The sequence below is a fragment of the Lactococcus fujiensis JCM 16395 genome, from assembly GCF_002441655.1.
GTDB classification, from domain to species: Bacteria; Bacillota; Bacilli; order Lactobacillales; family Streptococcaceae; genus Lactococcus; species Lactococcus fujiensis.
This window is the reverse complement of record NZ_JXJU01000012.1, coordinates 1-24426: the sequence shown is the minus strand read 5'-3', so window position 1 is coordinate 24426 and position 24426 is coordinate 1. Positions and strand designations below refer to the sequence as shown.

The 24426-nt window shown below is 34.1% G+C and carries 20 protein-coding genes; 13 read left to right on the top strand and 7 right to left on the bottom strand.

Annotated elements, in window-relative coordinates; all coding sequences use genetic code 11:
- The first annotated feature begins 292 nt into the window (after nt 1-292).
- From RT41_RS08525 to RT41_RS08465, 13 genes are all read left to right on the top strand, one after another.
- Nucleotides 293-1105, top strand: coding sequence for an HAD family hydrolase (locus RT41_RS08525; protein WP_096818933.1), 813 nt, complete (start codon nt 293-295; stop codon nt 1103-1105).
- Nucleotides 1102-2034 carry a LacI family DNA-binding transcriptional regulator gene (locus RT41_RS08520; protein ID WP_096818930.1) on the top strand — a complete coding sequence of 311 codons (933 nt, stop codon included), beginning with the start codon at nt 1102-1104 and terminating at the stop codon, nt 2032-2034. Before RT41_RS08525 ends, RT41_RS08520 begins: the two co-directional genes overlap by 4 nt.
- Before the next feature lie 100 nt (nt 2035-2134).
- Nucleotides 2135-2767 (top strand): SOS response-associated peptidase, encoded by a 633-nt coding sequence (locus RT41_RS08515; RefSeq protein ID WP_096818928.1) that lies wholly within the window; start codon nt 2135-2137, stop codon nt 2765-2767.
- Between the two features lie 101 nt (nt 2768-2868).
- Entirely contained in the window at nt 2869-3423 is a 555-nt protein-coding gene (locus tag RT41_RS08510; protein ID WP_096818925.1) for a DUF6036 family nucleotidyltransferase, read from the top strand.
- Nucleotides 3420-3695, top strand: coding sequence for a hypothetical protein (locus tag RT41_RS08505; RefSeq protein ID WP_096818923.1), 276 nt, complete (start codon nt 3420-3422; stop codon nt 3693-3695). The genes RT41_RS08510 and RT41_RS08505 overlap by 4 nt, the downstream gene beginning before the upstream one ends.
- A 427-nt stretch (nt 3696-4122) precedes the next feature.
- The gene (locus RT41_RS10665) at nt 4123-5496 is read left to right on the top strand and encodes a right-handed parallel beta-helix repeat-containing protein (RefSeq protein WP_096818920.1); all 1374 of its coding nucleotides are present in this window, start codon (nt 4123-4125) and stop codon (nt 5494-5496) included.
- A gap of 561 nt (nt 5497-6057) precedes the next feature.
- On the top strand, nt 6058-8070 hold the full coding sequence (locus RT41_RS08490; RefSeq protein ID WP_096818918.1) for a toprim domain-containing protein: 2013 nt from the start codon (nt 6058-6060) through the stop codon (nt 8068-8070).
- 41 nt (nt 8071-8111) lie between these two features.
- Nucleotides 8112-10862, top strand: coding sequence for a DNA gyrase subunit A (locus tag RT41_RS08485; protein ID WP_096818916.1), 2751 nt, complete (start codon nt 8112-8114; stop codon nt 10860-10862).
- A gap of 315 nt (nt 10863-11177) precedes the next feature.
- Entirely contained in the window at nt 11178-13157 is a 1980-nt protein-coding gene (locus RT41_RS08480; RefSeq protein ID WP_096818912.1) for a bacterial Ig-like domain-containing protein, read from the top strand.
- Between the two features lie 99 nt (nt 13158-13256).
- A complete protein-coding gene (locus RT41_RS08475) occupies nt 13257-13463 on the top strand; it encodes a hypothetical protein (RefSeq protein WP_054639932.1) in 207 nt (68 codons plus the stop codon).
- Between the two features lie 302 nt (nt 13464-13765).
- The gene (gene psiE / locus RT41_RS08470) at nt 13766-14197 is read left to right on the top strand and encodes a phosphate-starvation-inducible protein PsiE (RefSeq protein ID WP_096818910.1); all 432 of its coding nucleotides are present in this window, start codon (nt 13766-13768) and stop codon (nt 14195-14197) included.
- Nucleotides 14198-14491: 294 nt separating this feature from the next.
- Nucleotides 14492-14722: a hypothetical protein gene (locus tag RT41_RS10355; protein WP_143467357.1), complete on the top strand. Its 231-nt coding sequence runs from the start codon at nt 14492-14494 to the stop codon at nt 14720-14722.
- 121 nt (nt 14723-14843) lie between these two features.
- Entirely contained in the window at nt 14844-15389 is a 546-nt protein-coding gene (locus RT41_RS08465; RefSeq protein ID WP_096818908.1) for a hypothetical protein, read from the top strand.
- Nucleotides 15390-15698: 309 nt separating this feature from the next.
- Here RT41_RS08465 and RT41_RS08460 read toward each other — a convergent pair whose 3' ends face one another.
- The 7 genes from RT41_RS08460 to RT41_RS08435 form a co-directional block, all read right to left on the bottom strand.
- Complete coding sequence (locus RT41_RS08460) at nt 15699-16820, bottom strand: tetratricopeptide repeat protein (RefSeq protein WP_096818906.1); 1122 nt, start codon at nt 16818-16820, stop codon at nt 15699-15701.
- 67 nt (nt 16821-16887) lie between these two features.
- The gene (locus RT41_RS10480; protein ID WP_180752704.1) at nt 16888-17055 is read right to left on the bottom strand and encodes a hypothetical protein; all 168 of its coding nucleotides are present in this window, start codon (nt 17053-17055) and stop codon (nt 16888-16890) included.
- A 485-nt stretch (nt 17056-17540) separates the two neighbouring features.
- Nucleotides 17541-18005 (bottom strand): hypothetical protein, encoded by a 465-nt coding sequence (locus RT41_RS08455; RefSeq protein ID WP_096818904.1) that lies wholly within the window; start codon nt 18003-18005, stop codon nt 17541-17543.
- Between the two features lie 7 nt (nt 18006-18012).
- The gene (locus RT41_RS08450) at nt 18013-20175 is read right to left on the bottom strand and encodes a glycoside hydrolase domain-containing protein (RefSeq protein WP_096818902.1); all 2163 of its coding nucleotides are present in this window, start codon (nt 20173-20175) and stop codon (nt 18013-18015) included.
- 73 nt (nt 20176-20248) lie between these two features.
- The gene (locus tag RT41_RS08445) at nt 20249-20623 is read right to left on the bottom strand and encodes a hypothetical protein (RefSeq protein ID WP_054639941.1); all 375 of its coding nucleotides are present in this window, start codon (nt 20621-20623) and stop codon (nt 20249-20251) included.
- Nucleotides 20624-20627: 4 nt separating this feature from the next.
- The gene (locus tag RT41_RS08440) at nt 20628-21362 is read right to left on the bottom strand and encodes a hypothetical protein (protein WP_054639942.1); all 735 of its coding nucleotides are present in this window, start codon (nt 21360-21362) and stop codon (nt 20628-20630) included.
- Nucleotides 21363-22205: 843 nt separating this feature from the next.
- Entirely contained in the window at nt 22206-24362 is a 2157-nt protein-coding gene (locus tag RT41_RS08435; protein ID WP_096818900.1) for a SagB family peptide dehydrogenase, read from the bottom strand.
- Between the last annotated feature and the right edge of the window lie 64 nt (nt 24363-24426).

Below are 24426 nucleotides of genomic sequence, written 5' to 3'. Positions count from 1 at the left end.
TTAATTGATGTAACAATCGTTACTATATATCACCCTTATACCTCAAAAGTATAACATAAAACCATCAAATGATTCAAGCTTCACTATTCAAAAAAGTACAGTCTTTTATTGAATGGATTAATCTTTTAGATGTAATAGAAATACAGTGAAAATAAACAAAAGCAATCCAGAATACGTTTATTTTTGTAAAAACTATTTTTTTTACATAAAAATAGTTTTTAAGCCTTGACATGGAACTCGTTCCACAAGTTAGAATGGAATCATCAAATAAATATATCTTAAGGAGATTGAGATGACAATCAAACATATTTTTACAGATTTAGACGGAACATTATTAGATGTACGCGGAAACCTTTCAGAGACTAATAAATGGGCTATTTACTACAGTGAATTACCAGTGACGCTTGTTTCAGCAAGAAGTCCATTAGAAATGACTGATTTGATTGATCAATTGGATTTGGATAGCCCTCAGATTGCATTTAATGGAAATTTGATTTTCAAAAAAAATGATTTTGGACTTGAAATATTAGAGAAAAACGTTATAAAATCTGATCAAATTGAACAGATTTTACAAGTGGTTACGACTGAATTTTCACGCGTAAGTTTAAGCTGGTATTCACTCTCCCATTGGTACATTGCAAAGCAAGATAAAGGGGTCTTTCTTCAAAAAGCCTTGACAAACATGGAACCAAGAATTAAGCCATTTAATGGTCAATCAGAAATCTATAAAATAATGATGATGGCCTTTGATGAATCAGAGATGCAACTGTTGATTAAGAGATTGGAAAACTTGAACTTTTCAGGCCTATCTATCCGTCGATCTGGCCAATGGTATTTAGAAATCACTTCAAATCATTCATCTAAATTTGAAGCCATCAATTGGATTTTAGAAGAAGAAGGAATAGAGCGTCAAGAAATAGCAGCGATTGGTGATGGCGAAAATGATATCCCAATGCTTGAACAGGCTGGACTTCCAATCGTTGTTAAAAATGCGCCTGCGAATGTTCAAAAATATGCTAAAATGGTGGTAGCAACAAGCAGTGACCATGGGGTCGCTCAAGCAATATCTGCAATACACGATATAAATGCGCAGGAGGTTTTATGACATCTTTATCGGACCTTTCAAAATTGTCCGGCTATTCGAAATCTACGGTATCAAGAGCCATTTCTGGAAATGGTTACGTCTCGGAAGATGCAAAAAAAAAAATTTTAAGATTAGCAAATGAATTGGACTATGTCACAAATGCCATCGCTCAAGATTTAGCTAAGGGAACCAATCATCAGATTGGTCTCGTCCTTCCCCATGTCAAGCACCCTTTTTTTAAACAGATTCTAGAAGGTGTCCTCGAAAAAAGTTTTGATACACATTTTAAAATTGTCATTTTGCCGTCCAATTATGATGAAGCACTTGAAATCAAATATTTAGAGCAATTCCGAAAAAAAGCCTTTGAGGCGATGATTTTTACTTCGACACAAGTTAGTGAGGAACGTTTGATGACTTATCAAAAGTATGGCCCGCTTGTGCTTTGTCATAAGCCAGCTCATGCCGATATCCCCGCTATTTATACGGAACGGCGTTTGGGATATGAAGCAGCCTTTGCATGGATGAAAATGCAGGGTGTAAAATCTATTGGTTTTCTCTTTGCTCGAGCGAAATCACCAACGACTTCTGTAACCATCAGTGCTTACGAAAAAATATTTGGTCAAAAAGTTAGGAAAGAGCAAATGCTGACAGGAGCCATATCTGACGAGGATGGTTATGCACTTGCGCCAGAAGTTGGTCAATTTGACGGTATCTTTGCAAATTCCGACAATATTGCTGCAGGCCTTTGGCTTTGGTATGAAGAAAGAGGATTAAAAAAGCCACTCATTGTTGGTCAGGAAAAACTATTGGCGGGTCAATTACTCAATTTACCGACAGTTGATAATCATTATATGGAACTTGGTCAAGAGGCTTTTCAACTCGCTATTTCGAAAGAAGTTAAACAAGTTTCGATCGATTCCAATTTTTATCCGTCACGTCCAACAACTTAAATCATCAATCATAAAGCGCTTCTTGCGCTTTTTTTGTGACTATTTCAAAATAACTGAACTTTTGATAAAATAGAATGAATAGAAAGTGGAGGTGAGACCGATGTGTGGCCGTTTCCTATTTGAATCTGGCAGCAATAAAACCCTGTCAGCACTGACAGAAAAGGCAAATGCCCGTTTGCAAAGTGAAATTGAAAAATCTTATGCTTTTGAGGAACATGAGCAAGAAATTAACCGTCAAAGAATAAAAGAAGGCGAAGTCTTCCCATCAGATTTAATTTTGACCCTTATTGGCGATGGTCAATCTAAGGTGGGTGCTTTTGGATCACAGTGGGGGTTAAATGGTCGGTCCCTGATAATTAATGCTCGTGGCGAAACTTTAATGAAGAAAAAAACTTTTGCCCCTTTGTTCGATAAACAAAGATGCGTAATTCCAACAAGCGGATTTTACGAGTGGCAACATCAGACTAGTTCAAAAAAATCTAAGGATAAATATTTTTTTACAGTTGACGAAAGTGAACCACTCTATCTAGCTGGGCTTTATCAGAGGCAGCCCAATGGCCTTCGTTCAGTCATTATTACAAGGGAGGCAAATGAATCTATGCTTGATTTCCACCATCGGATGCCTCTGATTCTACGCCAAGATGAATTGAGACCCTGGCTTTTCGATAAAACATTTGCGCTTGAAGCGGTTCAAGAAAAAATGCCACTCCTCAGACATCAACTTGTCAAATGATCTCGGCTCCACTCGATTTGTTAACATCTATAAAGTCGTCCCCTATTCATTTTATAGAGAATATGTTAAAATATAAGTAATAAAATTAACAGAGGATGTGTATGGATTATAAAAAGTTATTTTTCCGTTTGAATGAAAAATTAGCTGAACATAATTTGACCTTACAATTGGATTGTGTAGGGGGATTCGTCCTTGAATATTATGGATTAAAGGCGACAGACGATATTGATGCATTCTACGAATCATCAGCAAAAATTGAAAGCTTGATTGCTGAAGTTGGAAATGAATTTGGTGTCGGGACTGCACGTGAAGCTTGGCTTAATCATGCTGTTGGTCAAATGATGTCACTCGGATCTATAGATGATCGTAAGGTTATTTTTGAAGCATCACATCTTTCTGTCACAATTTCATCATTACAATCAATTTTGATCGATAAAATTCAGGCTGGAAGAAGCAAAGATATTCCTGATATTGCCAAAATAATGAGGGCTATGGATATAAAAAGTCCACAAAAATTACTTCAATTGAACCGACAGTTTTCAAATGGAGAAACGGATCCTGCGATCATTTTAGAAGCTTACAGTGTTGCTTTTGGTGAAGAAGCGTTACGTCAGTACTTACGAGAAAATCCAGATTTAATGAGGTTATTAAGATGAGTTGGACTGAATATTATATTCAAGCAGCAAAAAAATCAAAATGGAATTTTGAACTTTGGTTACGTTATCTAAATAAGGCCATTCAGCGAGATGGTATTTTACTCACCTCGCAAGAAATTGATTGCCTCCTACAGTCCGAAGATTTAACCAGTTTCCAGAAAATCTTTTTAGAATTGGCTGTTCAAGAAGGAACCACACCTTGGGAAATGACCGTGGAAATGTCAGAACCTGCACAATTTAACCATTTAAATGCCATTTTACAAGAATTTTAAAAAGCATCCGACGTGATGCTTTTTTTAATATTTTTTTGAAATCAGGATATTTATCGGCGCATTTGAACGAGTAATGAAGGCCATTAACAAGAACAGAGCTGACGAACTCCTTCCCTTCTTTCCACTTGACTCTGCTCGAATAATTTTAGATATATTTTTAGAGATAAAGGACAAGAAAATGTCTGTTTTCACAGTTCCTATTTTAGAATTAACTTACCTAACAGCAGCAATACTAGAGCTCAGGGTCACTTTATGGAAATGGAGGAGCAATTAAATAAAAGAAGTCAAAAAGTAATCTTTGACTTTTTATTATCCTAATACGTATTATTATGCTATAATTCCAATACTATTAATTTATTTTGATAGAGATTAATCATGCTTTTACAATAATTACATAATTTAAACTATGTAAATAAAGAGGGATAAAATGAAAAAATATTTTATAATAAGTTCACTTGTTTTTTGTGGTGCGCTATTTGTCTTCTTATTTATTTTCTGGACGTCATCTACGAAGAAACATGAAAATCCCCATTCAATCTATGTCTCGCAAGCCATTTTTTCTAAACATTCGGGAACCTTTGAAAATCCTTACAGAACAATTCAAGAAGCTGTAGATCACGCCAATGCTGGTGATACGATATATATAAGAAGAGGCGTTTATCACGAAAAACTTGAGGTAAATAAATCGGGTAAAGCCGAACATTGGTTAACTATTAGAAACTATGCTGATGAAAAAGTTATAATTGACGGAAAAAACCAAACTGTCACTAGTGATATGCAAGGGCTTATCAATATTGAAAATCATTCATACATTCGTATCAGTGGGCTTTTGATAGAAAACTTTGTGTCAAAAAATGAATCTGTTCCGGCTGGAGTTTTAATTTCTGGAGATGCGAATCACATTGCATTAAGTCACTTAAATATTCAACATATTGAAAACATCAACAGTGATTCCTCACAGGCTAACGCACATGCAATTGGCGTTTATGGTAGCAATTCAAAATACCCGATTGAATCTCTTTCAATTACTGATTGTGAAATATCAAATAACAGATTAGGTCAATCCGAAACAGTAGCAATAAACGGTAATGTTTCTAATTTTAATATTACCAGTAATAAAATTCATGACAATGACAATATTGGAATCGATTTGATTGGTTTTGAAGGAACAGCTGGAGAAAATGATTTCGCGCGAGAAGGAACCATTTCAAAGAATAAAATTTGGAACATAAGCACTAGCCATAATCCTGCATACGGAAATAGCCCCTCGGCCGCAGGAATTTATTCTGATGGCGCACGGCATGTTATGATTGAACAAAACATCATCTCCAATTCGGACATTGGAATTGAAGCAGCAAGTGAACATTTTGGCAAATCAACGCAGGATATAATAATCAGAAACAACTTAATCACACATTGCAAAGCGATCGCAGGAATTGCATTTGGTGGATATGATAAAAAACGCGGTAGCGCTTCAAATATCAAAATAATAAACAATACACTTTATCAAAATGGTTCTCAAATTTTAATTCAAGCCTACGCACAATACAATTCAAATCTGATACAGAATAATATCTTAGACGGGTCTGAACAAATTTCAGGAGACCCACAAAATATCGTGATTAATCACAATTTAATGGGCAATCCTGATTTTGTCAACGCTGGAGATGGAAATTTCCATTTAAAAAAATCCTCTAAAGCATACTCTGCTGGGGTTGAAAGTAGATTTGTTGGGACTGAGGATTTAAATGGTGACCCACGAACGATCAATGGAAAAATCAATATTGGTGCCTTCCAGTAAGATTAAAATAGCTAAATTTAAGACCCTCTTCTTACACAGTTTAATATTTTATTATGCTGTGTTTTAAGTTTTGAATTAGGATAAAATATTAACCATTCAACTTACAAAATTAACAATTTTATGATTAATTAGGAGTTATGAGTAATGCTATTTGTTAAATATAATATAGAAACCTTTTAAGGACTGCTATTTTTAAAAGAAGAATTTATTTTTAGGATATTCCCAATATTTGTGTCCATTGATTCATTTATTTTTTTCCGATATAATTAGAATTGAAGTGCAAGAAATGCAGAGTAAATGGGGTATTAGTTAGTTAAATGATGGGATGAGTGCAATCATTACCATAAAATAAGAAAAGAACGATGTTTTAGTTAGGTACTCTTATGAAGTCTGAAAATTTATACGAAGAGCATGAAACGCTTATATGAACAAATTATACAAATATTTTTGTAAAGATGAATACTAAAAGTGCTAAACTGAGTCTCTGTATCAATTGAAGCATAAACAATTTGATCATAAAATGTTAAAATAAGAATAGAGAAGATTTAGAAAGGTCAAAAAGTGACTGAAATAGAAAAAACAAATCAACAACTAAAAGAACTTTCAGGATTGACTCATTTGAGACTACGCCCTGGGATGTATGTCGGGAGTGTTGCAAATGCCTATCATTTATACCGTGAAATCCGAGATAATGCGTCCGATGAAATTATTAATGGTTTTGCGACTGATGTTTGGGTAACACTTCATGAAGATGGATCCTTATCGGTTCGCGATAATGGTCGTGGACTACCAATCCAGCCCATGCAAATGATTGATGGTTCCTTCATCCCAAGTGCACGCGCTGCAGTCAGCCGTCTAAACGTGTCAAGTCACTATGAACTTGACAACTCTGCCTCTGCTGGGACAAATGGAGTCGGTTCAAAAGCTGTTACTGCCTTATCTGACTTCGTCGATTTAAAAATTTGGCGGGATAATAAATATTATAGCGACCATTTTATTTTTGATGAATTAAAGCAGGAACCAGGTATACCTACAGTTGAATTGAAATCAGATGGAACCTATTATGCCCAACCACAGTCAGTAGAAAATTTACCAGAAGGAGATAAAGTTGGCTATCACGGGACAGAGTTTACTTTTAAACCATCTGAAGAGGTTTTTGAAAGCATTGATTTTGACTTCGATTTACTCAAATCGGATTTACATCGATTGGCCTATCTCAACGCCTCAGCGACTTATCATTTATCAGACGAAACTTCGGAGCAAAAGATCACTTTGCATGAAGAGGGAGGATTAAAGGCGTACGTTCAATTTTTAAGCGAAAATTCTGAGGGGCAGTTAATAACAAGTATTCATGAGTTCGAAGGCACCGTAACGACGGAGAGTAAAATCCCAAATGCTCCTGCAACTACTATTCAAGCAAAAATCGCACTCGCTTGGACGACCGCAAGTGAAATGACTGCCATTGGTTTTACAAACACTTTATTTAACAGTCAAGGTGGAACGCACATTGACGGCTTTTTACAAGGGATTTCACGTCTTTTTAATAATTATAATAAAAATCTCAATCTTTCAAAGGATACGATTGAAGCCAGAGATTTACGACCTGGTTTAATCGCGGTTATTTCACTGTTACATACGGATCCAGTCTATAGTAGTCAGACGAAAGACATGATGACGGAAACCAGTGCCAAATCTGCACTGAATAAAATCACCTATGAACAAGGCCAATTTGAGTGGGATAAATATATCAGCGAAGTAGAAGCGGTCATAAAACAGTCCATTCAACGTGCCCAAGATCGAAAGAAATTTGCAGATTTTTCTAAAATTAAATTAGATACAAAAGAAAATAAAGCCAAATTATCAAAAAAATTGGTCCCCGCTAAAAAATTATATGGTGCAAATAATGTAACAGCTGCTGAATTATTTATTACCGAAGGAGATTCAGCAAGTGGAAACTTAATCCAATGTCGTCTTAACGGGAAAAACGGTTACTATCAAGCCGTTATGCCAGTACGTGGGAAGGTTATTAATAGTTTTAAAGCCACTCCTGAAAAAGTCATGGGGAACGAAGAAGCAGTCACAATTTTGAATGCCATTGGTGCTGGGATAGGCTCGAATTATAATGAAGAAAAACTCAATTATAATCATGTGATTATTGCAACCGATACCGATAGTGATGGTGACAATATTTCGAGTTTAATCACAACTCTAATTTTTTCATACATGCCTGATTTGATAAAAAATGGGCATTTATATCGAGCAATAGCACCGCTTTATGCAAATACAATGAAAAATAAGAAGGTCATTAACACTTATAGCCAGCAGGAACAAGAAGCTCTCCTCAACAGTGGTCAGGAAATTGTAAAAGTTGCCCGTTATAAAGGTCTAGGTGAACTCAATGTACCTTTAACAAGAGAAACGCTTGTTAATCCAGAAACGCGCCGTATTTTTCAATTTACGACTGAAGACTTTGATCAAGCCTATGAAACACAACAAATGTTGATGGGGACAAAAGTAGAGGCTAGACGTGAATTTTTAATGGAAAATGGTGATTTCGCCAACATTGAAGAATAACCCCCTTTTCTCACAGCTCAAATTGGAAAGTATTAAAAATAATGTCTAAAAAAAATAATATTACACCCATTGATATTGCTGAGGCAAATAAGCAATTTTTTATCAATTATGGTGTTTCTGTCGCCTCAGACCGTGCATTACCAGACGTTAAGGATGGGCTTAAACCTGTTCAACGTCGGATCCTATTTTCAATGTACCAATCTAAATTAAACCCTAATGCAAAACCGATGAAATCGCAACAGATTACTGGAGATGTCATGGGACGTTTGCATCCACATGCGGATTCCTATGGGAGTTTGGTCTATTTGACACAACCTTGGACTTTCACATTGAATCCAATTGACGGAACTTTGACAAGTTTTGGAAATATCACGGGAACAACTGCTGCAGCCGCACGTTATACAGAAACACGTTTGACTAAGTATGGTCAAGAAATGATTGGGAATTGTTCAGATAAGATTGTCCCTTACGAGCCCAATTATGATAATACTACGACGATGCCTAAAGTTTTCCCTGCCAAATTGCCTTATTTATTAATAAATGGTGTTAAAACGGGAATTGCTGTTGGTTTTACGTCAACCATTGCGCCTCATCATCCTGTCGACGCAATAGAGCTGACAAAAGCATATCTGCAAAACTCGGCGTTGACACTTGACGATGCAATTGAAATTATAAAGGGACCTGATTTACCAACCCATGGTAGCTTATTGGGTGATCCTAGAGCATATTACCAGACCGGGGTGGGTCGCTTTATTAATAGGGGGACGATCATTGATGACCCTGAATCAAAAAACGGCTTAGTGATTACTGAAATTCCCTTTGAAATGGGAGGGGCAGTTGACACTTTCATCGATAAGGTCAAAGATATGATCATCGCCAACAAATTACGTGGAATCAAAGCAATTGACGACTATACCACTGCAGAAGATGCTGCTGAAAATCGTGTTCACATTGATGTTACTTTGCAATCAGGTATGGATCATGAGCAGGCCAAAGCGATGCTCTTTGCTAAAACAGATTTGTCAAAAACCTATAGCTTGTCTTGGATGGCTTTAGATGGGAAAGTTCCAAAACAATATAATTTGATGTCCTACCTCCATACTTTTGCAGGTTTCCAACACCGTCTAGTCATCCGTGAGTTTAAGGTCATTCTTGATGATTCAATTAGACGTCAAGAAATCGTTGAAGGTTTGATTAGAGTTCCAGGAAATATTACAGCGATCATTCATGCCGCAAGAAATACAACCGGCAAAGATGAATTGGTCAAAGTTTTGACAGGCGAAATAAAAATTGAAGGTCAATTGAGTGATTTTTCATACTCTCCTCGTCAAGCTGACTCGATCGCCACAATGCGCATTTATCAATTGAATAAAATTGATGCCGATGCCCTCTTCAAAGAACAAAAAGAACTTGATAAGAAAATCAAGCAAGCAAGAATTTTAATATCAGACAAAGGTAAACGTGTGGCCTTACTCGTAAAACGAATGGATCAAGCAATTGAAATGCTTAAGAAGGATGGTTTTACCGAACGTCGGACTAAATTATTAAGTCAAAGTGAAGTGAGTGCTTATACAGAACAAACGATTATTTCCGAAGTGACACTGACCATTGATAAATATCAGTATCTGAAAATGACGGATCGAAAATCGGTCAGCGCTGATGATATTGTTCAAATCATTGATACTACCGATGATGACATGTTGGTCATCTTTACCAATAAAGGAAAAATGTATCAACTTCCTTTCAGGAGCTTAAAAAAGTACGGCACACGTGATGGGTCACGTGGTGATGCCTTACAGGCCGTCTTTAGTAAAAATGGTTTGCAAAATGACGAACAGGTTTTATGCTATACCACACGAACGGCTTTAGAAAATGACCAAAGTCAACTTGTATTTGTTTCAAAACTGGGTTCAACAAAACGTACGATTACTCTGGGAAGTAAATTCATCACAAAAACAATGCGCAAATCAGTTGAAGCATGGAAGCCGAAATTTGATAATGATGAACTCCTTTTGATTCAATTGATACAGCAAGAAGATATTGAGTCTAAGGAAATCATTGCCATTAGTGAAAATGAATCTTACAAGCGTCTCCGACTTTCCGACCTTAACTTAGTCGGAGCGGCAGGTTCTGGTTCCAATACATTGATTCCAGAAAACACCCATCGCCTTAAATTAAAAACGGTTCAAATCATGGGAGAAAACACTTCCGAAATTCAAACGGGCGATGAAACGATAAGTATAGAAAAGTTTGAATTGATGAAACCTACCAAAAAATTCAGACCTATTTATGCTCTGACGGCTAAATCTGTTGATAAAACGCATTCAGCTCTCCAAGGTTATGCATACTTTGACGGCAGTGATACAGTAGTCTTTGGTTGGGGAGATCAAAAACCTGATCGAGAAGCATTGTTGGCTATTGACTATCAGCAATTAATTGAAACAAAATTACTTTTTGTCCATGATGATGGGACGGCTAAAATCGTTTCTGGTGACCAATTTAAAGTTTCGACAAAGCGAAGCCAAATCCAAGCAGACAAAAAAGGAGTGAAATCAATTTTTATTTCTACAATTCCTGAGTCAATAATAGGAATTTACGAAGATCACTTTAAAAAACGCGTTTTAACAAGTTTAATCTCGGAACAAGGAAAATCAGGTGGTGGTGTCCGCGCGCTCTATTCAGATAAGCACCACTTGGTAAAAGTGGAAGATGGGAACGGAAGCTCACTCGAGTGTGTCTCACTTGCCACTCAACCAAAACAAGTAAATGAAAGCCAAATCAATTTGTTCTAAATGAGAAAGATAAGAGTTAGTCCTTTCATTTGATTTATTTTTACAATTTAATTGATTACAAAATTAAATTCGCTAAACACTGATGATATTAATATATTATTGGTGTTTTCTCTTTTTTATGCCTTGATATTATGTTCTGTTTAAGTTAAAATGAAATAAAAGAAATTATTAGTTAATATTTTTAAACCAATTAATATATTATTTACAATAATTTCTTAATGAAATAAATATTATTAGAATTCTCGAAGCAAAAACAATAGTGTAGTAATTGTAATACAAGTAATTTTTGTTATACTTATTATCAGGAGTGTATTTATGAAAAAAAATAGTAAAGCGATTCTAATTATGGGCTTGGCCTGTCTGATTTCGTCGCCATTAGTAGCGCGTAATACTTTGGCCGACCAGCTTACAGGCTCGTCAAGTAAATTAGCAGAAGTTGCAAGCCCACAATCGAGTGCATCGGTAAGTTCCAGTTCGACTTCGACTTCTAATCCAACCGGTACAACCGATACGACCACGACACAAACAAATCCAGATTCTACCGTTAGCGGAACAAATAATCCGGCGACATCAATTGATCAAGTACCAACAGCCCCGAGCGTAAGCACACCAACGACAGACTTGACAACATTGGAAGTTAAAGACGTTACTTTAACTCAAAATTCACAATTTCAGAATGCATTAGGATTCATTTCAGCAACTGATAGTACTGGCGCAAATCTTTCTATAGAGGGGGTTACTGTAACAGGAACTGTTGAAACAAGTAAAGTAGGAACTTACAATTTAATCTATACAAATGGAACCATTTCTAAGTCCGTAACGGTCACCGTGAAAGCTGATTTAAGTAGCTTAAATGTTAAAAATATTACGGTAACGCAAAATTCTGTATTTAAAAATGATTTCGCATTTGTTTCAGCTACTGATCAGAATGGAAATAGCCTCACGCTTGCAAATTTAAATGTGACAGGGACTGTTGACACTAATAAAATTGGAACTTACACATTAACCTTCTCAAATGGAAACGTAGTTAAAACCGCCACAGTGACGGTGACGGCCGATTTAACGAGCCTCAACGTTAAAAACGTCTCTCTCATGCAAAATTCTGTTTTCAAAAATGAGGCTGCCTTTATTTCGGCAACTGATGTTAGTGGAAATGCACTTCCATTGTCAGCGCTTAATATTACAGGAACAGTGAATTCTGCTAAAGTGGGGACTTATAACATTACCTTCACAAACGGGGCAATTAGTAAAACCATCACGGTAACAGTGACACCTATTCCCGTCAAAGAAATCGCCGTTTATCGAATGTATAATCCTCTCTCGGGCGAACATTTTTATACTCAAAGTTATAATGAACGATCAGTTTTAGTCGGTATTCAATGGAATTGCGAAGGAACAGGTTGGTATGCTCCAGATTCAGGAAATGCTGTTTATCGTTTATACAATAATGTTACAGGCGAACATTTTTTTACTTTAAGTGCCTATGAAAAGAATGTTCTTGTCACGCGTGGGTGGAAATATGAAGGCATCAGTTTTTATTCAGGTGGGAGCGTAAAAACATACCGCGCCTACAATTCTGGAATAAAAAAACACAATTTCACAACATCACTTAATGAACAACAAACCATCGTTAAATATGGGTGGAAAGATGAAGGGTTAGCTTGGTATGCCTTAAAAACGGGAGATAATTCTGGCGCAGCTATCGGATTAAAATCAGGATGGCGTTCTGTTGGTGGAGTTGTTAAATATTATGATGCATCTAAAGGTAAATATACAAAACAATTCTCTATGGTTTATTACAGTCAACTTGATTCACGTTGGTCTTTAACAACTTATGGAGGTTATACGATGGCTCAAACTGGATGTGGCCAAACCTCCGTAGCCATGATTCTTTCAGGATTTGGAAAAATTGTAACTCCACCAACTGTGGCAACCTATTCACATACTTATGGAAGCTTTGACCGTTACCCCGAAATTGGTTCTGCCCAATCCGATTTGACACGCCCAGCAACACATTGGGGGCTCAGCTACAAAGTAATGAGTTCAGCAAATCAGCTTGCAAGTTACTTAAGTCAAGGTTATCCAGCAACAGTATGCCTTGATCTTGGTAATGGAGTGCGTCATATTGTAGCTTTGAATGGTTATTCAAATGGATATACAACCGTTTATGATCCCTATAACAACATGCTTTTTAGCGGACGCCGCTCAATTTCACAAATTTGGAGTTTGCTTTCATGGAAATACGATAATGTTAATATGGGACCTTCCGCTGCAACAATATTCATGCCTATTTAATAGCTCAATCCCATCATGATTCTATGATTATTACATCAAAAAGATTATAGGATATTTCAAATAGGAACTTGATTTTATTGAGCTGAAAGGAGATAGAAAATGAATTATAACAATATGTCAACACAAGAACTTGAAGCGCTTGAAGAAACAGGTGAACTTGTTTGGCGTGACGACATTGATGCAGAGAAAAAAAGAATGCGATTGGAACATCCTGATCTATCCGATGAATGGCTAAATAAACACTACATTGCAAAACATTACGGTGAAGGGGCTTGGATTATCAGCAAAAGTTTTAATCAACTTTAATAAAAGATTTTTTAAGTTTAAAAGAGAAGAGGTGAGTGACATCTTTTTTCTTTTTTTATCTTAAGGAAAAATAGTACAGGATAAATAGATTTCCAAAAAATTCGAAGCAAATCAAAAGTTTGCCATTAATTACATCTAAATCATCATAAAATGACATGGTTTTGGATGATTATTTGAAATCATTAGAGGATTGTTCGGCATTATCTATTATCTTTAAGCTATTTTTTCTTAATAAGAATATTATTGCTAATTTTACGGATAAATGTTAGGATAAAGAAAGTTGATGAATGGAAGGATATTAAATGCAAAAACATTTTGAAAAATTCGAAGACAAAGTTGTTAATTTCTTAACAAAAGCAAGTTTTTTCTCTCTCATTTTAGTGGGCTGTGTGATAATATTTTTTCTCTTTCGCGAAGTTTATTACATGCTTGAAATGACGATTCGAGCTGAAACATCTTCAGCATATTACAAAATACTTGATAGTATTCTCTCATTTTTCATATTCTTTGAATTTCTAACGCTTATTTTAACGTCAATTAGACACAAAGGTCATGTTTCTTTAATATTTCTTTTATCACTCGGAGTAACAGCTTTGATACGTGTCCTTTTAATTTATCATGATAACTTGATTGGAGTGCTGGCAATATCTTGCTCGATCTTGATTCTTATAGTAGGAATCATCGTTTTGAAAAAATTCATTTTCCCAGGCGACAGTAGTGAAGATCATCTCTGAAAAATAGATAAGAAAAAACATTCAATTAAATANCGCTCAATTTAGCTAAATTGAGCGTTATTTTTTTACCTTGGTTAAGCACAATAAGTGTCATAATTGCCTCAAAAGCGATTGAGAATGAAGTTTATCAAAATCTATATTGCGAAGGACGTCAAGCAGATTAAATTAGCGTTGGTCTAACGCGATGTGGTACGAAATTTCGACATAATTATTGTCAGTGAAACAATACAATGTAAAATAAAATAAAGTAAAGCTTACGAACATGATTGATGATGAGATTCAAGATATCCGAGTTTGGCAGTTAGGACGAAGAAGCAGAATTTTATTTCCATATCCAGTCAGATTGGAAAATTGGACGAACTGGACGAACTGGAAGATCTTATGTTAGCTAATATCAATGAGGAAGCCTACTTTAGCTATGTTCGTCAAGTGATGGAAGATGAGTTTGAATCAGTTGTAAAAGAAATATTCTTGTTAAATCCATTGCCAGTACGGAAAAAGAAACCACGTAAAAAAGTCGCTTAAAGGGCCACTAACGTGGTTTCTTATTTATTTCATCAAATAAGTGATTTTTTTACCTAAAATTTCCAAAAACTAAAAAATAAACTGATAGTAATAGTATTAAAAAGAAAAAAGAAAGTTAATTATGTCTCAAAAAATTAAAAATGTTGTTCCAGCCGCAAATGAAGAAATCTTCAATGTGTTTAAAATTGATTCAGAAGCGATTAAAGCAGGTCATGCACCTGAATGGGTGACTGAGGTTATTGATTTTGATAACATCTTTACTTCACCAGCAAATATGGTTATTGTTAAAATTGGCTCACGATTAGCGCAAGAAGGTGACTATCTATTGTTGAGTGAAGATCACAAAATCTCAGTTGTTGCTAATGACAAACTTTTTGATCAGTATGATGTGGCTAATGATGGTGATGATGTTTTTAAAGCCCAACATAAAACACCTGAGGAAGAATATACGGCTTGGGAAATAAGCCTCGATGATTTTAAGAACGGAAATGTTCCTGAGTTCTTCAACAGCTATTTTGGTGGAGCAGAAGTTGTGAGTGCTATTCAAAAAGGGAAAACATTGATTGGCGAAGGAGATTACCTCTTACGTCTCGTAGATGAAAAACCAAAATTAAAACTCGTTAAGAAAGCAACTTATGAAAAGAATTTTGTAGAAAATTTGAGTTGATTTTTAGGTTGTACCGATAATGTCAACAAATACGAATTTTTATAATAAGAGGAGTAAAAAAAATCACATTACTTATTTGTAATGTGATTTTTGAGTATTTCTCAAAACGAAATTAAATATTTAGATTTGAACATATTTCGCTTTGTTATATTATGCGATTAAGTTGCTATCGATACGTAAAGCCAAAAAATTTCCAAAAGATATTAACATATATAAAATTATGTTATCTCCAATATTTTTAAAAAATTAAAAAAACATTTTTCTTATGAAAAACGCCTTTTTAATTAATTATACATAAATTAAGTTATGTTATTTTGCTTTAACGGATTCATATAACTCAAAGTACGATTTTGAGTCTATTGGCAAGAGGACGTTGACTTTCGTCAGTTGATCGATTTTAGTCTTAATTTCGTCGTCTGTTAAAACATCAGATATTAGGCCATTTTCCATTGCTGTTTTCACTTCATCATAGCTAATATGTCTTTGTAAGTTAATCAAGTAGAGGTTGTTGTATTCCTCAAGGGTGTAAGCAATACTTGTTCCCGAAGAATTAATAATGGAGCATTTGTGGTCATCAATCCATTTTTTTGCGTAAAAATTACCTAGGTTTGCTGCTCGTTGATACCATGAAAATGCTACTGTAATATTTTGCCAACCCGTAAGCCCTAACTCCAAACACTCAGCGTATTTAAGCATTGCATAAACGGAACCAGCATGTGCTGCGATGGAGTATAGTTCAGTAGACAAATCGGCATTTTGTTTGCAAGCAATACCAAATTCTAAGAAATAAGCAACTTTCATAATGGCATCGGCATGTTGACTCTTTGCGGCATTTACATAATACTGCAGTGAACGTGTGGTGTCTTTTCTTACATCATCGATTCCTTCTTGAAGCATCATGCCACATTGAAATTGTGCTTCAACATGACCAAGTTTTGCGGCCTTTTCAAAACAATCAAATTTTTTTCTGGCATTATATTTATTATCTTTTGAATAGTAAATATCCATGCCTAATTGGTAATATTTTTCTGCCAAGTCGGTTGTATCTTTAAAACTTTTCATGTATCGGTAGATTACCGATTGACTTGGAGCGTCATTCTCAAATTTTTCATTAAGCTTTGCAACTAACTCTTTTCCAGTCAATCCATTTTTTGTTAAACGTTCGATTTCATTAACAATATGCTCAGGGACAGAGTTTTTCGAGTTTTGTTTAGTGAGCTGTGTAATCAATTCGCTGCGTTCGGCTTTATAAAGTTGGATGATCTCACCCTCATGGGTTTTGAAAGGAACGGTTCCCTTTTTAATTTCCTCAATAACTGTTGTTGCACCAAGACTAAGTTCCCTTGTGAGCTGGGAAATACTTAAGTTTTTTGTAAGGAGTTCTTCGAGTCTAATTTTCTTTTCGAATGTTAAGTGATTGTTTTGTTTCATAATTTATCTTTCATGAATTGATTGAAAAAAAGCAGTAGTTAAACTACCACTTACCGAGTGAGCTTAATTATGCTCCACCACCAGTTTTACCAACTCGCATAACTGTGATACCTGGCTTTGTATCATTTGTAGGAATAAGTGTTGAGCCTAAGATATCTTTTCCAGCACCTAAAGTGATCAAAGTTAATGCAACAACGGCAATAAGTTTTGCTTTGTTAGAAAAATGTTTTTTCATCGTTTTCTTCCTCCTCTAAAATCATATCATTTTTATGGATAAAAGCGCTTTATATGAGAACAAAATTAGGCGTTTTAACAGTATTCTAATACAACTGTTAATTTATACACGGGAACTTTACAGGAACATATTATTTCTAATGGATTTTGTGTGAAGTGCTTTCATCGCCGAAAGCCATTATTGGAATAATATCAAATATCAAAATTTAGTTTGTTTGTAAATGATAAAATATCAAATAAAAAAGGGCAATTAGATGTAAAAGTACCAAACATTATGGGGAATTAAGTTATAATGACCACTCAAATTTTGAGAAAGTAGCACCAGAACTAAAAAAAGGTAGAGTATGGTTCATAGAAATCTAGAATTGCTGCCATTCGACCCTAAACATGAAGGTCAAATACCTGTCAGCAATCCAATATTTTTATTAACTCTCCTTTTTTGATAGTTCATTGTGAAATCCTATAACTTTTAAACTGTCTGTGATTTCATTTGTCTAAAGTATAATCAAATACCGTTTGAATATGCTCAGTTCCCTTCAAAGCATTGCGGTTTAAATCAACAATAATAAGTCTTATTTTGGGCTTTTTTATTCCATTTTGCTTCATGATAGAGAGCATCTTTTTCAAAAGTGGGCTCATCTTTTGGTCTATTTCTTCAAATTTTTGAGTAGTGGTTGGTTCAACTTTACTTAATTTTAAGTATAAATTGTAGTTATTATTCGTAGATGAACCAAAAGGAGAACCTTCTAATTCCCAGAGTGTAGAATTACCAAATTCTTTTTTTAAATAACTCATTTGAGATTGTAAGTAATCACCACTTTTATTAAATGGGTCGTATGTATTACTAGTTGTAGTAGTGTCTTTTTGTATTGATTTAGTTTGTGAACAACTTGACAAGTTAAAAAGACTTACACTTAAACATATTACTACACCAATTATTCTTAATTTCATGGTCCTCCTAAGCTACTGGTAATAATAAAATTCCGATCATAACTGCTCCAACTAATGTAATAAAACCAGCTGTGGCGATTGTCTTAGAAATTTGGATATTATCAGGTTGTTTTGTCATACTAATAAATGTTTCCAACATTCGCAAGAAATTGGGTACATCCGTTGAACCAATCACATTTTGAGAACATTGCATTAAAACATTAAAAGCATCAATATCATTAGGTTGATTGGTGAGCACAGTTTCTCTACGGAGGAACACTTGTATCTTCCAGGTTGTGGATTGATTTGAATTGTTTTCATCAAAGTATTCAAATTTTAGTTGAATTCCTGGAGAAACTTCATCCGTTCTTTTAATTGGTGATACAGATAATTTACCCTCACTTATGTTGTCTGCTATCATATTATACACTTCTTGCTTTTGAAAACCAACAGGCATTGTAGCAACATCGTAGAACGAGGTTAAATCACTCATAAACTTATTTGTTAGTTTCCCATTTGAAATATTCAAAATAAATGGATCGGTTGTAGGCCCGATATTTGCTTCCTCAGATAAATATATGTAAACACGATAAGGACCAGAAACAAACATTTTCTCTTCGTTAAAACTTATTGTTCCAATGGCAGGTTCTTTTAATATTGGAAGGATGTTTCCTATACTTACCAATTTAGCTTGAATTTCTTGAACTTTGTTAATAGTTACGGTATTAAATCCTAAATCTCTACCAGAAACAGTATCTTGATCAACAGGAAGAGCACCAGCCCCGGTTCCCATTGTAAATTCATTATATTGATCAAAGGACCAGTTATGAGGCATCGCAAATCCCAAATTACCTGACCATCCGGTAGACATATTAGCGACAAAAGAAGCTGTAGCATAGCCAGCGTTACTAACTTTTAGGCAAACATTTCTTGTGCCATAAACGCCTACCCTATAACCCAAAGCAGTTGTTTGTGAATATACATTTTTAAAATAAGGAATTACTGTCCCTTCAATATTTCCGTCTTCAATATCTACATCAACCGCGTAATAAATTGTTGTTCCATAAGGTATACCGAGTTCTTTTGCTGTTAATGAGGCAGTTAAACCATCTATATCGCCTTGTGAAGCGGTAAAGTGAGTAAGAATGTAACCACCGTCCTCATAAATTGGGAAAATGGATATTCCAGCGTTAATAATGAGGGAAATTTCTGATGCGGTTAAATTTTTTGGAACATAATTACTACCTACAGATCCTGTTAAATACCTTCCAACGTATTTAACGCCTTTTTCCACTAGAGTTTGTATTTGTGCACTATTAAGCTGAGTAGCAGTATCAATTCCACTGGCAGTTCGGTTTGGATCTCCAGCACTAGATAATAAAGCTTTAATTGTTGGCATATTTGCTATTCCTGTTATAGGTAGTACCATAAAACTTTGAAAAGCTTTTACAGCATTGCTTACTTCGGATGTGTATGTTCCATCAATAACCCCATTTAGATAGAAACTATTTACATACAATGAGTATTGTAATATAGTGACAAATCGTCCGGATTGTCCTTGAGATAATGTTGGTGTTAAATTTGTTGTTGTTGGACCATACGTACCATTAGCGACACCGACTGCGAGACCCTCTTCGCATTGTAAAGCATAAATCAAAGCGGTATTGGTTGCTCGTTGATAAATTCCATCGCAGGGAAGAATTCCAAAGTATTGATTATAGTTTTTATTCAGCCACTGTTGCATTTCCCTAATTTTAATATCACCTAAATTTACAAAGGCACTCATGTCAAAAAGAGCTTTTGCCCATTTTGAAGTAAAAGGCTCACTGTTTGTGAATCCGGCATAAGTTTGTAGTGAATTAATTGCATTCTGAGTTGAGTTAGAAAATAAACCATCAAATGCACCAGGAGTAATTCCTTTACACCAAAAAGCTCCTTGAATGATAAAAACTATATTATTTGAGTAACCATTTTTTAGGTTTGGCGTAATCTTAGAATCAAAATAACTAGAAGTTGTTGTACCAAAGTTTCTGGAAAGAGAAGTAATACCTAGTTCTATTTGTAGTCCTTCTATTAATGAATAAATAGTTGACCACCCAGTCTTACCGTCTTCTTTAACTATTTCATAACCACTTTTCCCAGAGTAGGTTTTGTTTAGCCATTGTTGTGTTTTTAATACCATTTCGTCCATAAAAAATCTCCTTCAATTTAAATAAAATTTGGAAAAGGTTTTCAAAATAATTAATTTGAAAACCTTTGTTCAATTATTGTGAGTTTCGAGAAAGTAATGCCTCTTTTATTTGTTTTATTGTAGCGGCATTTGGATCTTTAGCTGGAGTTAATTTAGTGACTTTTTTACCGTGGTAAATATATCCTGCGACACTATAATCATTCTTTTTTTGCAATAACCAACCTCCTTCACCATTTGGCATTTTCAATAGGTATTGGCTGTCTGTAGCATCAGCGGGATCAAATACTTTTTCAAATTCATTTATATCCTTATAATTTGCTAATATACTTTTTACTGTATAATTGTCTGAAATACTTAAATCACTTGCGGATGAATGTATTTGTGGAAAGAATAAACTCGCTGTAATTAAGAGACATAGATTAATAGTTATTATTAATTTATTTTTCATAATTTTACCACCCTCTTACGTTATATTGTGCATTAGTTGAATTTGTCCAATACATTAGTGGTGCTGATCCACCAATTCGAGTCCAAGTGCTTGAAACATTTAGTTTTGTTCCTTGTACTTGATTTGTTGTATATTGTTTCATGGCTGTATTGTAAGTGCCTATTCTTCCTGGACCACCAATTGTCTTCCATTCTAATTGCTCATTTATATATGTGGTTCCACCGCTAATATAAACTTCTTGGAACTGATACCCTCCATATCGCCATGAATTTAGTGTCGCAGAAGAAAATTTTTCTGAATAATATACTTGTCCTTTAGCTAGTCCATATGTTGTTGGAGATGGTGAAACAGATCGCGTTAATACATTTTGGTACATTTGTAAATTTGTGCTTGCTGACTCAGCGCCATTGACTGTACTATTAATTATTCTTTTTTTCGCTTCGGCGACTGTAATAGAGTCAGGTGAAGTAGAACTATCAAAATCAAATGTTGTTTTGTTTGGAATGCTACTTACTCCATTAGGAATTACCATAGCTTTACCATACAAATATCCCCCCATAGGCATAGGAAGTACCTTATCTGTGTCTTTTCTATCTGAAAACTCTAGATTAATTTGTTCAGTTACTTTATTTTTCCAATTTTTGGGAGATTCTTTAATAGAATCTGCACTAGTATGTATGTTTAATCCAAATGCGGCAATGAATATACTAGTAAAAAAAATAGGCTTGTAAATTTTCATAAATTCCTCCTACGGACATTTTTCTAATTTTTTTAAATTAAGAAATTAGAAATATAATTAGAATAACTGGTTATTTTTGACTGTAATTAAATTAATGAAATAATATTCTCCCAACCGGATCTCTTGTTAATAATGAGTTTACAGAATTAGTCTGCAATAATATCTATATAATGAAAAAAAGAAAAATTCATCAAATGTTAGACATAAATAATTGCTAGACGGATTTGTTCACCTACTTGAGAATTATATAATATTTTTTTATGAAACTTTGTAGAATATCATATATACATTGTGTAATGTCAACAATATTAACTTTTGCGTGTACGAACATTTAATTAGTAAAATCTTATCAACTTATCATAGAAAATTAATAATTTATTATATTGTCAATATAATAACTCGTGCAAATCTAATGAAAATAAGGATATCAGTTCAAAAGCACGTTCGCAATATTATTTTCTAAGAATTAAAAAGTTAATTTACGAGACAATTTCGGCGAGAATATTAAATAATTAATAAAATTGAGATATTATTAGATTGATGATTTCTAAAAATTTCTCCAAATAATAAAATGTAGAGCACACAACTACAAAATTTTAATATTTGTTTAAGGGAGTCAAGTACTAATTAAAGTAATAACTTGATTATTTATTGATTTTCGCTACTTTTGTGAAACCCAGCACAAACAGGTCTGACTCGCAATTACAGCATCATTTTCTTTATTTTGAATAATAGAAATTTTTAATACTTTTAATTTTTTCTCCATTCGTATCCTCCTTTTCATTTGATATTTATCTAAAATAGTGATTTTTTCTTAGAAAGTGTGCAATCACAGAATAGAAACTATGAAAAATAATGCGGTAAGCTTGTAGTGTGGTTGTTTGAAAGAATCGTAGAGTGTAAAAAGCATTCACTTGATGAACCAAAACTAATTGGTATCAGTTTGTTACTTAATACACGTACTACCTTAAGAGGTATTTTTTCATCTGACAAATCTACTGTAATTAAGTCAAGTGAATTCTTCAGTTTTTCAAAATTCTTATTAAAATGAGGAATTTTTGTAATTTCCTTACCATTCCACAACCATTCTAAAGTATTAAGATACTTTTTGTGAGAATATAACCTTCCATGATCACCAGGAGTTATTACATCATTTGGTGACATTTCAGCTTCAGGATTGTAAATTAATGAAGTTAAACTAAATTCTGCTTCGTCATATGATTTCATGATGCATTGATCTAAGTTAAAACCAGCAGCTGCGCCAGAAACAAAGTAAGGATATGTATCACTGACGATTATTGTATTCACTACATAAGAGTATTTACTATTTAACAAGAGATTGATTGTTTTTCTACCCTTTTTACTCCAAAATTGCTTTCGATTTATAATATGCTGACAAAGCAAAGAATCACTAATAATTTCAGGGGGGTCCTTAGCTAGCCAAGTTCGCATAATAGCGTCTCGTTCGATTAATTCGAAGGTTGCATGCTCTTGTGCACTATCAAAATTTAAATGTGCAGCAACACCTGATGATGTTGACCAGTATATTTTGGGATATTTTTGATTTTTGAATATCTGGTAGTATTTGCCCTGATGTTTTTCGATTTGGTCAGAATAGTATACGAAATCACTAGGTAAGAAAATTTCTTTACCATTTGCTTTTTTACCGATTGTCCAAGGAACAACAAGTTCATTATTAAAACGGGTTATTTCCATTTTTTTTATTTGAGCAATTGAGAGCGGGTTATTTGCTTGAGGATCCAGGTGCTCTTTTCCGATTAGAGAATTTGCTGTTCCTACAAAATCCACGTGAAGTAATTCTGTTCTACTTCTTTCAAATGCTTCGATGACCGATTTAAATTTTGCAAATTCCGGGGAAGTAGAAGTGGCACCACTAATTTTACTTTGATTTTCACCAAAGTAGCAAATGGATATAAAATTTGACGATTCCTTATTTGTAAATAATTTAGTTTTAGATATTAATTTTTTTGGACCAATTAAATGTTCATATACAATTTTTTCAAGATTATTATCAGATATTTGAACTAAAGATGGTTCTGTTTGCTCATAACCTATTGATAAGCCTAAAAATAGTTTAATACTTTTATCTAACTCTAGTTCACTCTCTAATTGTGTGTTTAATAATCCACCAAATTCACAACTACAAATCCCAAGTTCCTGACAAGCTAAAGTTATATTTTGTGCGACTTGTCCTACTTCAATCAGTGTTAGTTTGTAACCCATATTACTATATTTTTTTGTCTGCCTATCAATGTCGGCAGCAATGAGCAGTTGGACACTAGAGTTGTAAGGAAGATTGTTAGTGCTAAAGGAATATTTAATGAATTCTTCATCAGCTTCTTTAAATTTAACAAGATAGTTATTTTTTGAGTCATATTCATAATATCCTGTTTTTATCCCTTCCTGTTCTCTTAAAACGATTAGAAAAATTTTTATTGGATATAAACCTCCCCCACTTGGCACTGCATGTCTTTTTAAATTATAACCAATATCACATACCTGACCAATTTGGTCAATAGAAATTTTTTTGTCAGAATAATTTCTTACAGAGTGCCTACTATCTTGAAGTTTCATGAGATGTGAGTTACTATTAACTTTAAATTTTAATATTTGGCCTTTCTTTATGGGGGGATCACTTTCTTCAATTTGTTTTATTTCTTCAGTTGTTAAATCATAAAAATATTTAGATGGGCTTTTAATTAACTCATGAAACAAGTAGAATTGTTTTCTCGAGTCTACAATAATGCCTATTTCTGCTAAATCTGAAATAATATCTAATGTATTTACACTATCATTAGTTAGGCTTTTTAAAATGTCAATTACATTAGTCTTTCCATTACATTTTGATAAAATATTCCAGATGAGATTAGCATTGTCAATAATTACTTCGATTTCGTTTTCTCCTAAAAATTTAATGCCGTTCTTACTTGGAATACCTGGAAGTACTTGTATGGGATAAAAATTGTTATTTATATTCATTAATATACCTCAATATTATTTGTCACATTTGCTTAATTAAAGTGACGTTAAGTCAAGTTTTTAG